Origin of the sequence: Sphingobacterium micropteri (genome assembly GCF_014692515.1) — a bacterium.
Taxonomy (GTDB): Bacteria; Bacteroidota; Bacteroidia; order Sphingobacteriales; family Sphingobacteriaceae; genus Sphingobacterium; species Sphingobacterium micropteri.
Genome location: NZ_JACOIK010000009.1, coordinates 1 through 16,764, shown reverse-complemented (window position 1 = coordinate 16,764; position 16,764 = coordinate 1). Strand labels below are relative to the sequence as shown.

Here is a 16,764-nt window from a genome sequence, read left to right as displayed (position 1 = left end):
CGTCACTATTTTCTGGTAATCACTTTTCTTGCTGCTGCTACGATAGAATCGGCATTAAGGCCGTATTTCTCCATCAATTGTGCCGGTTTTCCCGATTCACCAAAGCTATCATTTACCGCAACAAATTCTTGTGGAGTAGGCCTCTTGGTTGCCAAAAGCTGTGCAACGCTGTCTCCAAGTCCTCCTAGACGATTATGTTCTTCCGCCGTAACGACACAGCCTGTTTTGGTCACGGATTTCAAGACCGCTTCCTCATCCAGTGGTTTAATCGTGTGGATATTAATAATCTCGGCGTCGATGCCCAGCTTTTCTAATTCCTCACCTGCTTGGATAGCTTCCCAGACCAAATGTCCGGTAGCGATAATGGTTACGTCGGCACCTTCGTTTAACATGACGGCTTTACCGATTTCAAATACCTGGTCGGATGGCGTAAAGTTCGGTACAACCGGACGTCCAAAACGTAAATAAGCCGGGCCTTCATGGTTAACCAATGCGAGGGTTGCCGCTTTGGTCTGGTTAAAATCACAGGGGTTGATTACCGTCATTCCCGGGAGCATCTTCATCAATCCGATATCCTCCAGAATTTGGTGTGTGGCACCGTCTTCTCCTAACGTTAACCCGGCATGTGAAGCACATATTTTTACATTTTTGTCTGAGTAGGCGATGGACTGCCTAATCTGGTCGTATACACGGCCTGTTGAAAAGTTGGCAAACGTACCGGTAAAAGGTATTTTACCGCCGATGGTCAGGCCTGCTGCAATCCCCATCATATTTGCTTCTGCGATTCCGATCTGGAAGAAGCGTTCCGGAAACTCTTTGATGAAATCGTTCATCTTTAGCGATCCGATCAAATCGGCACAAAGTGCCACCACGTTCTCATTCTGTCTTCCTGCTTCCAGTAGGCCCGCACCGAAGCCGGAACGGGTATCTTTTGATTCTGTATAGGTGTATTTCTTCATTTCTTAGTATCTTCCTATCTATTAATAGTCTCCCAAAGTTTCCGCATTCTGTGCCAATGCAGCAGCCAGCTGTTCGTCGTTAGGGGCAATACCGTGCCATTTGTGCGATCCCATCATAAAATCAACCCCATTCCCCATTTCTGTGTGTAGTAGTATCATAACAGGTCTGCCTTTTCCAGCGCGCGATTTAGCTTCGTCCAAACCTTGGATGACCGACGCCATATCATTTCCTCTTTCTATTTCCAGCACATCCCAGCCGAAAGCTTCCCATTTTGCACGAAGATTTCCGAGCGATAGCACCTGTTCGGTAGAGCCGTCGATCTGCGCACCGTTATAATCTACTGCGGCAATAATATTATCCATTTTGTTGTGTGGAGCGTACATCGCCGCTTCCCATACCTGTCCTTCCTGGAGTTCTCCATCGCCCATCAACACATATACCAAACTGTTGTCTTTGTTTAATTTTTTAGCTTGTGCAGCACCGATAGCCACGGATAGTCCTTGTCCCAACGAACCTGAGGCGATGCGGATACCCGGTAATCCTTCGTGTGTGGTTGGGTGGCCTTGTATACGGGAGTCGATTTTTCTAAACGTACTAAGTTCACTCGGAGGGAAATATCCCGCATGCGCTAAAGTACTATAGAAAACGGGAGAAATGTGTCCGTTTGATAAGAAAAATAAATCTTCTCCGACGCCGTCCATATTAAAAGAAGGGTCATGTTTCATCGCATAGAAGTACAACGCTACAAAATAGTCCGTACAACCAAGCGAACCGCCCGGGTGACCCGATTGGCAAGCATGCACCATACGAACGATGTCACGTCTTACTTGTGAAGCGATCTGTTCTAGTTTGTTGATATCTGCACTCATTTTTGAAATATAATGTTTCGGTTATTTTGGCTGTAAAGTTAATGATTTTTAGCAGAGTAGCCGCTAAAAAGCGTAACTAAAAAAGGGAAGATCGTACAATCTTCCCTTTTCTGTGTTTTATTTGGGGTTATAGTGCTTCCGCAACGACTTCTTCAACTTCTGGAACCATTCTTTTCAATAAGCCCTCTATACCAGCTTTCAAAGTAATGGTAGAAGACGGACAACCGCTACAAGAGCCACGTAGTTCCACGGTGACCACGCCGTTGTCAAATGATCTATAAGCGATAGCACCGCCATCTTGTTCTACGGCTGGGCGAACGTAATCGTGTAAAACCTGTTGGATTTTTACTTCTACCTCTGTTCCCTCAAAATTTATCTCCTCGGAGTGTTCGATAGGTTTAACCGCTAATTCCGATTCGACGGCCCCTTTTACAAAATCTTTTAATAAAGGCTCGATATCAGGCCATTCTACTCCGTCAGTTTTTGTGATGGTAACGAAATTACTCGCAAAAAAAACACCTTCTACAAAGTTGAACTTAAACAGTTCCCTGGCAAATTCGGATGCTTGGGCCTTTTCCCGGTCGGGGTAATCCAAACTACCGTTGATTAATAACTTATTGACCAAAAACTTCATCGTGGAAGGATTGGGCGTCGTTTCTGTATATACGTTAATAGTTGCCATATTTCGTGTAATCTATGATATTGGACAAATATACGTCAAAAATGTACCAATACAGGTCATTTTGACGTCAAAGCTTATCGTATGATGCCGGTATAATTGTTGGGAGAAATAGCTTTGATTTCTTCTTTAATTTCCTCACTTACATTTAATCCGTCAACGAAAGTTGCGATTGTTTCCTGGGTTACATGTGTGTTGGTACGGGTTAAGTCTTTCAGTGCCTCATAAGGTTTTGGATATCCCTCTCTTCGTAATATTGTTTGAATAGCTTCCGCTACCACAGCCCAATTGTTTTCTAAATCTGCTTGGAGGGCAGATTTATTAAGAATGAGTTTTCGCAACCCCTTTAGGGTAGACTTAATGGCGATAAGGGTATGTGCAAAAGGCACGCCTATATTGCGTAGAACTGTCGAATCGGTCAAATCACGCTGTAAGCGTGAAATAGGGAGCTTTGCCGCCAGATGTTCAAACAGCGCATTGGCGATACCCAAATTGCCTTCTGCATTTTCAAAATCTATGGGATTTACTTTGTGTGGCATAGCCGATGACCCGATTTGTCCTGCGGTTATTTTCTGTTTGAAATATTCCATGGAGATATAAGTCCACATATCCCGGCATAAGTCGATGAGGATATTGTTAACGCGTTTGAAGGCATCACAACTTGCTGCAAAATTGTCATAATGTTCAATTTGGGTCGTCGTTTGTGAACGGGACAGACCAAGGTTTTCATTCACAAATTTATTGCCGAAGGCTACCCAATCCTTCTTCGGATAGGCGACGTGGTGAGCGTTAAAATTACCTGTGGCGCCGCCGAATTTTGCCGATAGGGGTATCTGTTGTAGTAACTCGAGTTGTTTTTCTATCCGTTCAATGAAAACCTTAACTTCTTTTCCTAAACGAGTAGGAGAAGCAGGTTGTCCATGTGTTCTGGCCAACATGGGTACGTCTTGCCATTCGTCAGCAAGTGATTTCAATTCTCCTACTAATTCCTGGATGTTCGGAAGGTAGGTTTGGCCTAGCGCTTCCTTCCAAGAATAAGGGATAGCGGTATTGTTTATGTCTTGTGAGGTCAATCCGAAATGGATGAATTCGAGTGAGTCGTGCAACCCTAGTTTTTCAAATTCGTTCTTTAAGAAGTATTCCACAGCCTTAACGTCGTGGTTAGTGACTTTCTCGGTGTCTTTAACCCACTGCGCGTTTTCTAACGAAAAGTTTTCGTAGATCTGACGAAGGCGTTCGTTCAGAGAACCATCAAAATGAGCTAATTGTGGAATCCCCGATCCACACAAAGCGATGAAATATTCTACTTCCACTAGAACACGGTATTTAATTAAAGCAAATTCGGAGAAATAATTAGCGAGTTCTTTAGTGTTGTTATGGTAACGTCCGTCGATAGGAGAGACAGCAGTTAAAGATGATAAGCTCATGATCACGAAAAATAAAAGTTAAAATTAAACAGCTGCCTTTTGAGGCAGGCTGAGACTACAGGACAAAAATAAGAAAAACTCGAAAAGAAGCACTTTCAGAAACAAGAAAACCCACACAACTGTGTGGGTTTTGATGTATTTTTTTAATACTGCTCGGATTACTGTACGTTCTCTAAAGAATCAGCGATAGAATCACCTTCAGCTCTAACTGAATCAGCTACGTTTTCCAATGAATCAGCAACTTGCTCAGTTTGGTTTTCGATACCTTCCGCTAAAGAATCAGCAGTTTCTTCAGTTTGAGTTTGCTGACCGCCACAAGAAGCGAATGCAATTGTTAAAGCTAAACCTAAAAATCCGAATTTGAATAAATTTTTCATTTTTAATTTTCTATTTTTAATTGAAACAAATTTGTTTATTACATTTTAATACCAGCGATTATAAAAGGTAACCCATTTTTTTACAAAAGAATAAATAAAAATTAATCCTATCGAAATAAAGAACTTTTATAAAGCAGGCGCAAAGATAATAGTGTTTTACTGAAAAACAACAATAAAAAACATTTTTCATAAAAAAAGTGTTACAATTGAGGGGGATAATCCAAATAACTGAACATGATAAAAAAACTGAAAAATATACTTCAACTACTGAAGCATGTAGATTTAGAGCAGCTGGATGCACTGTCTAAGAAAGTCGATATTCCAACGCTTATGACGGGAATGTCCAAAATGAGTGAGGAGCAGTTGAAAGGTATGGCTAAGCTATTAACGGGTAACGCAAAAAAACGGGAAGCACCGGCGATTGATGCAGATTTTTATGGTATAGAGGCTAAGCTATCTACTGATGACCAAACCTTACAGTTGAAAGTGAGGGATTTTTTAGAACGGGAGATTAAGCCGATAGTAAATAAGTATTGGCTACACGACGAATTCCCTTTTGAAATTATTCCCAAATTAGCTGAATTGAACGTATGCGGATATGTTTATGAGGGATATGGTTGTGCAGGGGGGACGTCGTTGATGGATGGTATCATAGCGGCAGAATTTGGACGAATAGATCCTTCAATTGCGACATTTCTGGGCGTTCAAAGTGGACTGGCGATGGGCTCCATTTATATGTGTGGTTCTGAAGCGCAAAAACAGGAATGGTTACCTAAAATGCAGCGACTGGAAAAAATTGGTGCATTTGGATTGACAGAACCGGATGTAGGATCGGGAACGGCAGGAGGTTTGACCACTACTTGTCGGAAGACAGCGGAAGGCTGGGTGTTGAACGGACAAAAGAAGTGGATTGGCAATTCTACGTTCTCCGATATCACGATCATTTGGGCGCGGGATCTGGATGACAATCAAGTGAAAGGATTTATCGTCCGGAAAGATAACCCAGGTTTTATGGTAGAGAAGATCAAAGGTAAAATGGCATTGCGCATTGTACAAAACGGATTGATAACGTTAACAGATTGTTTGGTGCAGGAATCTGACCGCTTACCCCTCGCGAATAGTTTTAAAGACACGGCCAAAGTGTTGCAGATGACGCGTGCCGGCGTGGCTTGGATGGCCGTTGGCTGTGCTCGTGGCGCTTATGAAAACGCACTGGATTATACGTTAAAACGTAAGCAATTCGGGAAACCCATCGCTTCCTTTCAGTTGATCCAAAATCATTTAGTAGAAATGCTTTCTAATTTAACGGCTATGCAGACGCTTGTTTTCCGATTGTCAGAGTTGCAAGATGAAGGGAAATTGAAAGATGAGCATGCTTCCTTAGCTAAAGTCTTTTGTACATTGCGTACACGAGATATTGTGTCAAGAGCACGTGAAGTAATGGGAGGGAATGGAATTTTATTAGAATACAATGTTGCTCGCTTTTTGGCTGATGCGGAAGCTATTTATTCATATGAAGGTACAAAGGAAATTAATTCCCTTATTGTTGGACGCAGCATTACGGGAATAAGTGCATTTGTGTAAAGTACAAATACGGATACACAAATACTGATATATAAATAAAGCCCGAGTATTTGCTCGGGCTCTATGATTTATTTCTTTTTATTTTGCTGTTGTTGTGCTTTTTGTTGGCGCATCATTTCTTCCATTTTTTGTTGGAACGATGATTTTTTCGCCGCTTTCGGATTTTTCTTGTGCTCCTCAATTTTAGCTAATATTTTATCATCGTCGATAAACTGACGGATAATAAACTGTGTTAGGAGTGTCAAGACTGCTGACAAGAAATAGTAGTAGTTTAATCCCGCAGGGAAGCTGTTCAGCACGAAGAAGAAAATCAAAGGCATAAAGTAACCGATGTATTTCATCTGGTTGTTGGCAGCAGCTCCCGATGTAGCATTGTTATACCACGTAGTCAATAGTGTTGTCAACGTCATGAGCACACACATAAAAGAGATGTGTCCAATTCCGAAAATCGGAGAAAAAGTAATAGGCGCATCATATGTGGACAAATCTTTTACCCAAAGGAAACTTTCGCCCCGTAACTCAAATAAATTGGGGAAGAAGAAGAAGAAAGCGAGTGTGAAAGGCATCTGCAATACAAGTGGCAGACATCCGCCTAACGGATTTACACCCGCCTGCTTATATAGTTTCATCGTCTCTTGTTGGAGAAGCATTGGATTGTCATCACCTACTTTCTCCTTAATTTCGTCGATTTGTGGTTTCAATACACGCATCTTCGCCATGGACTGGTATGATTTGTAGGTCAATGGGAACAATACACCTTTTAAAATAAGTGTCAATATTAATATAATAATACCGTAACTCAGATGAAGACCGTCGAGAACATCAAAAATAGGTACAGTGATGAACTTATTTATCCAACCCATAGGCCCCCAACCCATCTTGATGATTTTTTCGAAATCATCTCCATGTGCTTTTAGTATTTTATATTGGTTAGGGCCGAAAAAGAAATTGAAGGTGTAATGGTTGTCTTTTTGTGCAGAGAAGTCTAAATCTGCCGATGCTTTGTAGTGTTTTATAATACCGTCGTTTGAGTCAAAAGCTACAGTAAGCTCTGTGTTGTTTAGCGGTTGAATTGACGTTATCGCGGCAGAAAAGAAGTGCTGTTTGAACGCAATCCAGCTTAGTTTGTCCTCGATTTTCTCTTTGTCGTCACTCGTTTCGGAAAGGTTGTCTACATTTCCAGCAAGTTCTTTATAAAATATCGTGGACCGTTCGCGTTCGGATTTTGCATTCCTTTCTTTTCTTAGCAAGGTTGTCTCCCAGTTCAATCCAATGGAGCTGGTCTTAATGTCCATGAGGTTTTGGATGCCTACGGCTTTTACCTCAAGACCTACGTTATAATCGTTGCCTTTAATAGTATAGGTATACTCCAAATATTGGGTTTCACTATAGTCCAATCTGAAGGCTATTGATTGCGTGGATTCATCTGTAACTGAAATGTTCCCACTTTGTGGCGTAAAGTTCAAGTCACTGGTATTGATGTTCTCGCCGTTTGCTTTGAAAACGAAACCAAACTGGTTTTGGCCTTCATCAATAATCATAAGTGGTTTGCCATCATAATTTGTTTCGTTCTTTAATTGAACAGATCTGACTTGTCCACCCTTAGAGCTTATTTTGGCGATAATTAATTCGTTTTCCAATGTGACAATCTGCTCATCCCCTAGGCGAGCAAGACCAAATGGTTTATTGGATATTTCAGCAGTGTCTACGGTGGTTTGCGAATTAGCGCTTAATGTATCTGCAATAGGAGGTAGGCCATCTCTAACTCTTTTCAACGAATCTTGGAGTCTTTGTTCTTGTTTAAGCTCTTGCTCCGTGGGTTTCATTAAATAAAAAGAGCCTGCTAGGATTCCGAAAATCAGCACCAATCCAATGAGGGTATTTCTATCCATTTTTAATTTTTTAATTTTTTAGTGATATATTACATCTATTCCTTAACCTTTTTTATGGGCGATGGCAGCGGCTACAAAGCTAACAAAAAGTGGGTGAGGATTTGCTACGGTCGATTTCAATTCGGGATGGAATTGGCCTGCAACAAAGAATGGATGATTTTTTAATTCGACAATCTCTACCAATCCTGTTTCTGGATTTTTTCCCGAGGCAACCATACCCGCTTCTTCATATTGTTTTAGATATGCGTTGTTAAATTCGTAGCGGTGTCTATGGCGTTCCGATATTTTGGTTTTGCCATAAATCGAATGGGCTTTTGTCCCTTTTTTGATCTCGCAGGCGTAGGCTCCCAAACGCATGGTACCTCCCATATTGGTAATGGATTTTTGTTCTTCCATCAAGTTAATGACAGGATCAGGTGTTTTTTCGTCCATCTCAAAGCTGTTTGCCTTTTTTAATCCAAGTACATTTCTCCCGAATTCAATAACAGAGCATTGCATACCCAAACAAATACCAAAGAACGGAATCTTATTCTCCCGTACGAATTTAATAGCAACCAGTTTTCCGTCTAATCCACGTTCGCCGAAACCTGGGGCAACTAAAACACCGTCAAGATCTTTTAATTTTTCGGTTACGTTTTCTTCGTTTATGCTTTCTGCTGCGATATACTTTACTTTTACCTTGGTCTCATTGATAGCGCCTGCGTGGATAAAAGCCTCCGTAATTGATTTATAGGCATCGGGAAGTTCCACGTATTTTCCAACTAACCCTATACATACTTCATTGGTTGGATTTTTGAGCTTGCCCAGAAATGTTTTCCAATTTTCTAAATCCGGTTCGTTCTTGTTGGATAATTTCAATTTTGCTAAAGCTGTTTTATCCAATTGTTCTTTAAGCATATTCAACGGCACATCGTATATGGTCGGTGCATCGATGGATTCGACTACGGCATTGATGTTGACGTTACAAAACTGGGCGAGTTTTTTTCTAATATCGTGTGTAAGCTTATGCTCTGTACGACACACGAGAATATCGGGTTGTATACCGTATTCCAAAAGCGTTTTTACGGAATGTTGGGTGGGTTTGGTTTTTAATTCCCCCGCAGCAGCTAAATAAGGTACCAGTGTGAGGTGTATGACTAAAGAATCACTGTTGCCCAGTTCCCAACGTAATTGTCTTACTGCTTCAATAAACGGAAGTGATTCTATATCACCCACGGTGCCGCCTAATTCTGTGATAACGATATCATATTCTCCTGTTTGCCCCAAGAGTTGCATCCGGCGCTTAATTTCATCGGTAATATGGGGTACGACTTGAACCGTTTTGCCTAAATAAGCACCCGCACGTTCTTGGTCAATAACATGTTGATATATTCTTCCCGTTGTAACGTTGTTTGCTTGCGAGGTGGAAACATTTAAGAACCTTTCGTAATGGCCTAGGTCCAGGTCAGTTTCTGCTCCATCTTCAGTTACATAACATTCGCCATGTTCATAAGGGTTCAATGTTCCTGGATCGATGTTGATGTAAGGGTCGAATTTCTGGATGGTGACTTTAAGCCCCCGAGCCTGTAGAAGTTTAGCTAGGGAAGCAGCGATAATGCCTTTTCCTAACGACGAAGTTACGCCGCCCGTAACGAAGATATATTTACTCATAGCAATAATGAAATTTCAGCTATTTTAAGACCTAAATATGGCGTTAAATCTGCTTTATGTACGGGATACAAAGATAAGTTTTTTTTCGATACGAACCGAAATTAAAGCATAAAAAAAGCCTCACATTGATGAGGCTTTTCTATGTTTTGAAGTGGTGATTATACACGTTTTGCTTTGATACGTGCAGCTTTACCAGTAAGGCCACGTAAATAGAATAATTTCGCGCGACGGACTTTACCAACACTATTCACTTCTATTTTTTGAATGTTAGGTGAATTTACAGGGAAGATACGTTCAACACCTACGCCGTTAGAGATTTTACGTACGGTAAAAGTAGCGTTAGCGCCTTCGCTGTTTAACTGGATAACTACACCTTGGTACACCTGAATACGCTCTTTATTTCCCTCGCGAATTTTATAATGAACGCTGATGGTATCTCCGGCTTTGAAAGCGGGGATTTCATTTTTCACTACCGCTTGTTCTTCTACAAATTTTACTAAATCCATGATTTCGAGTAATTATTAAACGATTTTATATCCTGTAAAAATCGGAATGCAATATTACAGCTTTTATTTTGAATAAAAAAATACTTTTTTAAAAACCTAATAAACGCTTTTTGATAAGCGGATGCAAAGATAAGAAAAAAATATCATTATTATGATTAACACTATTATGTGTAATGTTTTTGAAGATATTGGGTTAGCGTCAGAAGCTGATGTGTGTTTTGGCGTGGACAACATGAACTGCAGTGTTCCTGAGGATATAAAATCATGTAAGATATTATTGTGCAATTAATGAGGGGGTTAGAAAATAATGTTAGAAAAGTCTTGACAGTAACAAAATATGCCGTATATTTGTGCCACAGAAAAAAAGGTGATGCCTTTCGGGGTGTAGCGTAGCCCGGTATCGCGCCACATTTGGGATGTGGAGGTCGTAGGTTCGAATCCTGCCACCCCGACTGAAACGACAAATGGTGCCATTGGAAGACAAATGGTGCCATTTTTCATTTTAATCCCTTTTTTATTACTATAGCAAGGCTTCCTGTAAAAATTCCCTTTAATTAAAGAATCACCATATCAGTATTTTTGAGCTTATTTTGAGTCAAAAGGCAAGAATATGGGAATATGTTGAAAGGATTCGAACCATGTCCACATTTTTAAATATTTTCTTTTTTTCAACCGATCTTGATTTTGATAGAAATACAAATTTCTGCAAGTTTTAACAGGAAGGATAAAACCTTGGTGGCATTTTGAGTTGATATTTTATTCCCTTTGATCAGTTCAATTTCTATAATATTCGAGATTATCTCTTGTTGTTCTTTGCTAATGTTTTTAATGACCTCTGCTTCTTCAAAATTCTCTTTTGTATTAGAGTACTGAGATACATAAACGATCCGAACCTCATCTTTCAAGTGACTTGTAAAGTCGGCATCGCTATATACAAAATCTTTATTCAAGAACAACGAAGCAACTTTTAATTCTATGGAATTGTCTGTACCACGAAAAATAAGAGCGGGTTTTAAGAAACATTTCGTAAGCTTTTTTAAACTCTGCTTCTGCTGTACATCAAGTTTATAAGCATCATTGAGTTGTGTGCCTAAGATGCCAATTCTATTTTCGCAGTCTGATTTTATTGAATGGTAATCTTCTTCGTCAATTGTACCTTTTACTAAAAGTTCCCTTGCATTAGCAACTCGTTCTATCATTTTATGTAATGATCTATTGATATTGGTTTTATCAATAGATTTTTGTTCATACAATTTGCTATAAATCTTTCTGATAAGATCTTCGAAAATTGGAGTATATTCCAAATTTGGTTTTAGCAAACGAATCCCTGATAATAAGTTTTCATTTACTTGATCTGCCCTTACTCGATAACCACAAGAAGAAGAGCAATGATAATAAAAGTACGTTTTAGACCTTCCCTTTGAACCACTTCCTGATATTTTTTTTGAACAAAGAGGACAACTGAGTATTCCTCTAAACATAAGCTCACTATTCGCACTTTGTTTAATGTATTTTTTGTTACGTCGTTTAATTCTTGATTGTACTTCATCAAAAAGTTCTATCGAAATTAAAGGCTTATGGATTCCTTGAACCTCTACTATAGTTTTTCCATTTAAAGATGGAACTCTTATTTTACCACAGTAGACTGGATTTTGAAGTATATTGAAGAATGCATTTAAACTACATTTTAACCCACTTTTAAGAACGGTTTTGTGGTAAGAACGAACTGATATATTTTCATCGAAGTCTCGAAATGCCTTTTTGATCAATGTTGCCTCTGGCTCATGGGGAATTATTGTTTTTGTTCCGTCTGGTAACGATATATTGAGATAACCTATAGGTGCTCGCCCCATATATCTTCCTTCCTTTTTGGCTTTGTGTATGCCTTGCTTAATGTTTAAAGATCTTCGGTCATTCTCTACTTCTGCTGTGACGATATACATTGCTAATAATACTTTGTTTTCAGGTACCGACATATCCAAAGGTTGATCTGTAGCTTGGGGTTCAATTCCAAGCTTTTGAAGTTGGGTTATTGTATAATATGCATTTGCTGTATTCCTGCTAAATCGATCCCAACGTGTAAATAGAATAAGGTTTGGTCTTGCAGTCCTGTCAATATTAAATTGTTTTATCATGGTAATCCAAGCCGGTCGTTCGAAGTTTTTAGCTGAATGGTCTTCAAATACGGTCTGGACAATTTCAATATGATTGTCTCTACAATATTTATTTAATTTTTCTTCTTGGCTACGCTGAGAGTATCCTTTTTGTGCTTGTTCGTCTGTGCTGACACGGATGTAAATAATTGCTGTTGACATAATTTTCTAATAATAACGTGAGCGTATTAATGGAAAATTAATTATGCAATTAAACTCTTGAAATTATTGAGTAAATACGGTTTTCCGTAATTACTCAATTTCTTTTTTTAATATATTTGTAGGTAATACAAGTTGTTGAAAGTCTGTATATTTAGATCGATTGAAGAATATAAACCCATAAGGTCATAGGAAAAATATAATAGTTGATATCTGACTTGTAAATATGTTAAATTTAAGTCATGATGAACAGCCTATTTCCGGAGGAAAAAATTGAAATTACTTTCAATTGTACATATATAAAAAGTATCAACGGCAATAAAAAAGAATATTATATTGGAGTTGAACAAGGCATTATAAGGAAATTTAATGGAAGTACGTTTTCAGGATATGAATTTCTTTCCGAAAATGGTTCAAAGTATTTTATCTCAACAATTAAAAGCCAGATCCCACAAAATTATGATGCTGTATTCACATTGCTTGAAGAGTATGAAAAACTGACCATTGCAATTCTTTCGAAATGTAAAAAGAAAGCAGAGTATATAAAACTTCCTGATTACAAAAATATCCTTCAGACTTGGGAAGGGAAATTTAATTACAAAAAGGAAGTCAAAGATGAAACTGGTAATATTACTCAATTTGGACTTAGACCTCCACAAATCGGCGCATTACATTCCATCCTCTCACATTGGAGTATTTCAACCAAACCTGCTGTAGTTGTAATGCCTACTGGAACAGGTAAGACTGAAACAATGCTATGTTTAACTATAGCAGAAAAGTGTCAGGGCTTATTGGTAATCGTTCCCTCGGCCTCATTGAGAACCCAAATTTTCAATAAATTCAAATCTCTGGGTGTTCTCAAAGATAAAAGGTTTCAGATTGTTTCCTCTTCTGCCAAAAACCCTATTGTAGGTTTCCTAAAAACGGGTATAAAAAGCATAGACGATGCAAATACTTTGTTTGAATCAAATGTAATTATTTCCACTCCGCAAATAATTACAGGGATACTGAGTGGTGATACGAAAATAAAGGGGGCGTTCCTTAATTGGTGCAATCTTTTAATTATGGATGAAGCACACCATAGTCAGGCAAAAGAGTGGAATAACATTAAAGTACAATTTGAAACTTTTAATAAACCTATTTTGTTATTCACGGCGACTCCATTTAGAAATGACAAGAAACGTTTACAAGGTAAGGTGATTTATGATTATCCCCTCTCACTCGCCCAAAGAGACAATTATTACAAACAAATTGTTTTTCATCCTATTCTAGAATTTAACCCTCTGAAATCTGATCAACTTATTGCAGAGAAAGCAATTTCCATTTTGGAAAAAGATATAGAGGAAAAATACAACCATATACTGATGGCAAGGGTGGATACAATGTCTAAAGCTGAAGAGGTGTTTGAAAAAATCTACAAACCATATCAGAAGTACAATCCGATATTTATTCATAGTGGTATTAAACAGACAATCCGCAAGAAAATATTGGAAGACATTATTGCGGGAAAACATAAAATAATTGTATGTGTAGATATGCTTGGAGAAGGATTTGACCTTCCTCAGTTAAAAATTTGTGCATTGCACGATTTGCATAAAAACATCACAACCTCATTTCAGTTCTTTGGAAGGTTTACGCGCGAATCAATATTAAAATTGGGCAATGCATCTATAGTAGCCAATATCGCAGATCCTGAACTAAAGGGGACTTTGAAAAAATTATATCAAAAAGATTCAGACTGGGATAAAATCATTAGTATGGCGAATGAGGATATAATAGGCTCAGTGAAAGAAGAACAAGACTTTTTTCAGAATTTTTCAGATGCTGAGATCCCCGCAAAAATTCCATTGCGAAATATAACGCCTGCAATGAGTACAGTTATCTTCAGGTTATTTGATGATGAGATCGAATGGGAGCCACAGAATTATACATCTTGTTTCAATGATGAAAAATATGAAACAGTATCAGTAGAACATGAAGAAAAAAATCTACTCGTTATTGTTGCAAAAAAAGCGATCCTGTAAAATGGGGGAAAATAGAAGATTTGCTAAACTGTCAATATGATCTCTATATAATATACTTGAACGAAGAACAGAAACTACTCTATATAAACAGCACAAACAATGGAACAACACATGATAAACTTGCCGAAGCCATTGTAGGACCCAATAAAAGTTTGTTTAATGAGGCTGATATTTATAAGTGCCTGGATGGAGTATTTCAATTAGAGCTATTTAATTTAGGTTTAAAGTCTACTTTAGATGGTCCCATCAGTTTCACTATGTATGCAGGGAATTCTATAGTGAGTGGTCTGGATGAATTGGACAAGGATACTAAATCCAGTTCAAATCTTTTCGGAGTCGGCTATGAGAACGGAGATAAGGTCACAATTGGTTGCTCCTCCAAAGGTAGAGTTTGGACTAAATTGGTGAAAAGTATTCCCGATTTCTGCCAATGGTGTGATAGTCTTGGTAACAAGCTCTTAGATGATTCTATCGATACACAAGACATTTTTAAATTCATTCAGAAACCAGAATTGATTACAGAACTCCCTGCAAATAAAGTTCCTGTAGCCATGAAATGGAACGAAGAATTATATGCTTATACCTCTATGACCTTGCACAGAGGCATTCCCGTGGTTGATTTTAATATCAAATTGAACTCTTATGGCCGTGATTATGTTGAATTCTCGATTGAGTCGAATCAGAATGCCATTGACTATAAACTGGTATTAGATACCAAGATTGGACGTGGTTATAGATATGAATTGGTTGGAACTATGCCTTTTGTAATTACTTACAAAGGAAACGAAATAGATATAGCAGAATTATTTTATGATTTCCCTCCGGTGACTTGGTTTCATGACAATTCCAAAATGTATAATAATATCTTCTTTCCTTTTAAAGGGAAAATCAACCTTTTTGATACCTCCAAAATACTTACTTTAGAATGGACAGGTACAGACATTCGAAAAGAATCACAAAAACAGGAAAAGAGAGCAGACTCAATTCAATATCATATTATTGAAAAGCTAAAATCTAATCCTGATTATAAAATAATATTTGACGACGATGATGCCAATGAAGCGAGTGATATTATAGCGATAAAATTTTGGGATGGTGGCGACAGCAGAATAAAAATAGACTTGTACCATTGTAAGTTTTCATCAAAATCACAAAGTGGAGGTCGCTTAAAGGATCTATATGAGGTTTGTGGTCAAGCACAAAGAAGCTTTCATTGGAGACATACCACTTATGAGCTTCTGCAACATATGGTTAGACGTCAAAATTCACGGATCAACCAAGGAAAAACAAGTAGATACGAAATTGGCGGGGATGAAGAAATGAACACCTTATTAAATATGATAACATCAGGATATTGTGAACTTGAATTCAATATTTATGTTGTGCAACCGGGTATTTCTTGGATATTTCGGAGGGACCATGCCAGTGATTTCGGTCAAACCGTGCCACTATAAAAGATCATACAATTATATAAAAAAGTTGTTATTATTCCTGTTTCAATATGCCTTTTCTGAGCGATTGTCCCTTCAGATCTATACGGTGTGAGGAGTTTACAATCCTGTCCAGTATTGCATCTGCAATTGTTCCTTCACCACCTATAACCTCGTACCATGCCGATACGGGTATCTGAGAGGATATTATCGTTGATCTATTGGCATGCCGGTCGTCTATAATATCCATCAAAGTTTCCCTATCCTGATTATCAAAAGCCTGTAGCCCAAAGTCATCAAGTATCAACAGTTCGACTTTTGTCAGTTTCTCCAGTTCCTTGATGTATGTGCCGTCCACTTTGCTCAATCTCAGCTTTTTGAATATCCTTGCAGTAACGGTATACAGTGTCCTTGTTCCCATCATGCATGCCTGATGCCCTAATGCCTGACAGAGGTAGCTTTTTCCCGTACCGGAAGCTCCGCATATGATGATATTTTCCTTTCGGGAGATAAAGTCCAGTGTGGCAAGTCTGGCGAACATATTTCTGTCCAGGTTCCGATCACCCGAGTAGCTAATGTCGGCAAGACTGGCCTGCTGCCTGAAAGCAGCCTGTTTCAGCAGGCGCTCAATCTTGGCGTTCTCCCTATCTTCCCATTGGTGGTCAGTCAGTAGGGATAGGTATTCGTCACATGTCATCTCCGCAAAGCTGTTCTGCTGGACGTGCTGTAGATGTAAGCTGGCCATCGCACCCAGGCGAAGGCTCCGTAATTTTTCAATTGTCTGATTGTTCATTTCTATACTCTTTATATGTTATCAGTTGTAAGTGGAGGCCCCTCGTATATTGTCATGGAAAGGGATGTGGGGCGCATGCTGTTCCGGCTGAGGAACCTTATCCATATTGTTCTTTAAGATATTCTTTATGTGCCCGTATGAGCAGGCATCCGTATCCAGCGCCCTTTTACAGGCATCGTTGAGCCGCTGGGAACCGTAGGCACGGTGCAGTTGGATAACACCCAGTACACGCTTGTAACCGATCTCGGGATAGTCCTGCGA

At 39.0% G+C, this 16,764-nt stretch carries 13 protein-coding genes, 1 tRNA gene and 1 pseudogene; 4 read left to right on the top strand and 11 right to left on the bottom strand.

The window, feature by feature from the left end:
- Window positions 1-5 precede the first annotated feature (5 nt).
- The 5 genes from H8B06_RS13160 to H8B06_RS13140 form a co-directional block, all read right to left on the bottom strand.
- Window positions 6-959, bottom strand: coding sequence for a transketolase family protein (locus H8B06_RS13160; RefSeq protein WP_190994741.1), 954 nt, complete (start codon window positions 957-959; stop codon window positions 6-8).
- Window positions 960-980: 21 nt separating this feature from the next.
- A complete protein-coding gene (locus H8B06_RS13155; RefSeq protein WP_190994740.1) occupies window positions 981-1,829 on the bottom strand; it encodes a transketolase in 849 nt (282 codons plus the stop codon).
- 127 nt (window positions 1,830-1,956) lie between these two features.
- Window positions 1,957-2,511, bottom strand: coding sequence for a NifU family protein (locus tag H8B06_RS13150; RefSeq protein WP_190994739.1), 555 nt, complete (start codon window positions 2,509-2,511; stop codon window positions 1,957-1,959).
- A 74-nt stretch (window positions 2,512-2,585) separates the two neighbouring features.
- Window positions 2,586-3,935, bottom strand: a complete 1,350-nt coding sequence (purB, locus tag H8B06_RS13145; protein ID WP_190994738.1) for an adenylosuccinate lyase — start codon at window positions 3,933-3,935, stop codon at window positions 2,586-2,588.
- A gap of 158 nt (window positions 3,936-4,093) precedes the next feature.
- Window positions 4,094-4,312, bottom strand: a complete 219-nt coding sequence (locus H8B06_RS13140; protein ID WP_130141447.1) for a hypothetical protein — start codon at window positions 4,310-4,312, stop codon at window positions 4,094-4,096.
- A gap of 234 nt (window positions 4,313-4,546) precedes the next feature.
- Between H8B06_RS13140 and H8B06_RS13135 the strand changes: the two genes are divergently transcribed.
- The gene (locus H8B06_RS13135) at window positions 4,547-5,896 is read left to right on the top strand and encodes an acyl-CoA dehydrogenase family protein (protein ID WP_190994737.1); all 1,350 of its coding nucleotides are present in this window, start codon (window positions 4,547-4,549) and stop codon (window positions 5,894-5,896) included.
- 68 nt (window positions 5,897-5,964) lie between these two features.
- Here H8B06_RS13135 and yidC read toward each other — a convergent pair whose 3' ends face one another.
- The 3 genes from yidC to rplS form a co-directional block, all read right to left on the bottom strand.
- The gene (yidC, locus tag H8B06_RS13130; protein ID WP_190994736.1) at window positions 5,965-7,788 is read right to left on the bottom strand and encodes a membrane protein insertase YidC; all 1,824 of its coding nucleotides are present in this window, start codon (window positions 7,786-7,788) and stop codon (window positions 5,965-5,967) included.
- Between the two features lie 42 nt (window positions 7,789-7,830).
- Entirely contained in the window at window positions 7,831-9,438 is a 1,608-nt protein-coding gene (locus H8B06_RS13125; protein ID WP_223857669.1) for a CTP synthase, read from the bottom strand.
- Between the two features lie 158 nt (window positions 9,439-9,596).
- The gene (gene rplS, locus H8B06_RS13120; protein WP_130141442.1) at window positions 9,597-9,944 is read right to left on the bottom strand and encodes a 50S ribosomal protein L19; all 348 of its coding nucleotides are present in this window, start codon (window positions 9,942-9,944) and stop codon (window positions 9,597-9,599) included.
- A gap of 378 nt (window positions 9,945-10,322) precedes the next feature.
- Here rplS and H8B06_RS13115 point away from each other — a divergent pair.
- Window positions 10,323-10,396, top strand: a tRNA-Pro gene (locus H8B06_RS13115).
- Window positions 10,397-10,612: 216 nt separating this feature from the next.
- Here the strand turns inward: H8B06_RS13115 and H8B06_RS13110 are convergent.
- Window positions 10,613-12,259: a recombinase family protein gene (locus tag H8B06_RS13110; RefSeq protein WP_190994735.1), complete on the bottom strand. Its 1,647-nt coding sequence runs from the start codon at window positions 12,257-12,259 to the stop codon at window positions 10,613-10,615.
- A 239-nt stretch (window positions 12,260-12,498) separates the two neighbouring features.
- Here H8B06_RS13110 and H8B06_RS13105 point away from each other — a divergent pair, with 239 nt between their 5' ends.
- The gene (locus tag H8B06_RS13105; RefSeq protein ID WP_190994734.1) at window positions 12,499-14,280 is read left to right on the top strand and encodes a DEAD/DEAH box helicase; all 1,782 of its coding nucleotides are present in this window, start codon (window positions 12,499-12,501) and stop codon (window positions 14,278-14,280) included.
- A gap of 56 nt (window positions 14,281-14,336) precedes the next feature.
- A complete protein-coding gene (locus H8B06_RS13100; RefSeq protein WP_190994733.1) occupies window positions 14,337-15,734 on the top strand; it encodes a PH domain-containing protein in 1,398 nt (465 codons plus the stop codon).
- Between the two features lie 31 nt (window positions 15,735-15,765).
- On the opposite strand, the gene istB is transcribed toward H8B06_RS13100, so the two are convergent.
- Window positions 15,766-16,503 carry an IS21-like element helper ATPase IstB gene (gene istB / locus H8B06_RS13095; protein WP_190994732.1) on the bottom strand — a complete coding sequence of 246 codons (738 nt, stop codon included), beginning with the start codon at window positions 16,501-16,503 and terminating at the stop codon, window positions 15,766-15,768.
- 21 nt (window positions 16,504-16,524) lie between these two features.
- Window positions 16,525-16,764 (bottom strand): annotated as a pseudogene (locus tag H8B06_RS13090) (IS21 family transposase); the annotation flags it as partial.

Coding starts and splice junctions, on each gene's coding strand:
- H8B06_RS13110 (WP_190994735.1), bottom strand. CDS start 12,259: ATGTCAACAGCAATTATTTACATCCGTGTCAGCACAGACGAACAAGCA.
- H8B06_RS13155 (WP_190994740.1), bottom strand. CDS start 1,829: ATGAGTGCAGATATCAACAAACTAGAACAGATCGCTTCACAAGTAAGA.
- H8B06_RS13135 (WP_190994737.1), top strand. CDS start 4,547: ATGATAAAAAAACTGAAAAATATACTTCAACTACTGAAGCATGTAGAT.
- H8B06_RS13105 (WP_190994734.1), top strand. CDS start 12,499: ATGATGAACAGCCTATTTCCGGAGGAAAAAATTGAAATTACTTTCAAT.
- H8B06_RS13140 (WP_130141447.1), bottom strand. CDS start 4,312: ATGAAAAATTTATTCAAATTCGGATTTTTAGGTTTAGCTTTAACAATT.
- purB (WP_190994738.1), bottom strand. CDS start 3,935: ATGAGCTTATCATCTTTAACTGCTGTCTCTCCTATCGACGGACGTTAC.
- H8B06_RS13150 (WP_190994739.1), bottom strand. CDS start 2,511: ATGGCAACTATTAACGTATATACAGAAACGACGCCCAATCCTTCCACG.
- istB (WP_190994732.1), bottom strand. CDS start 16,503: ATGAACAATCAGACAATTGAAAAATTACGGAGCCTTCGCCTGGGTGCG.
- yidC (WP_190994736.1), bottom strand. CDS start 7,788: ATGGATAGAAATACCCTCATTGGATTGGTGCTGATTTTCGGAATCCTA.
- H8B06_RS13125 (WP_223857669.1), bottom strand. CDS start 9,438: ATGAGTAAATATATCTTCGTTACGGGCGGCGTAACTTCGTCGTTAGGA.
- rplS (WP_130141442.1), bottom strand. CDS start 9,944: ATGGATTTAGTAAAATTTGTAGAAGAACAAGCGGTAGTGAAAAATGAA.
- H8B06_RS13160 (WP_190994741.1), bottom strand. CDS start 959: ATGAAGAAATACACCTATACAGAATCAAAAGATACCCGTTCCGGCTTC.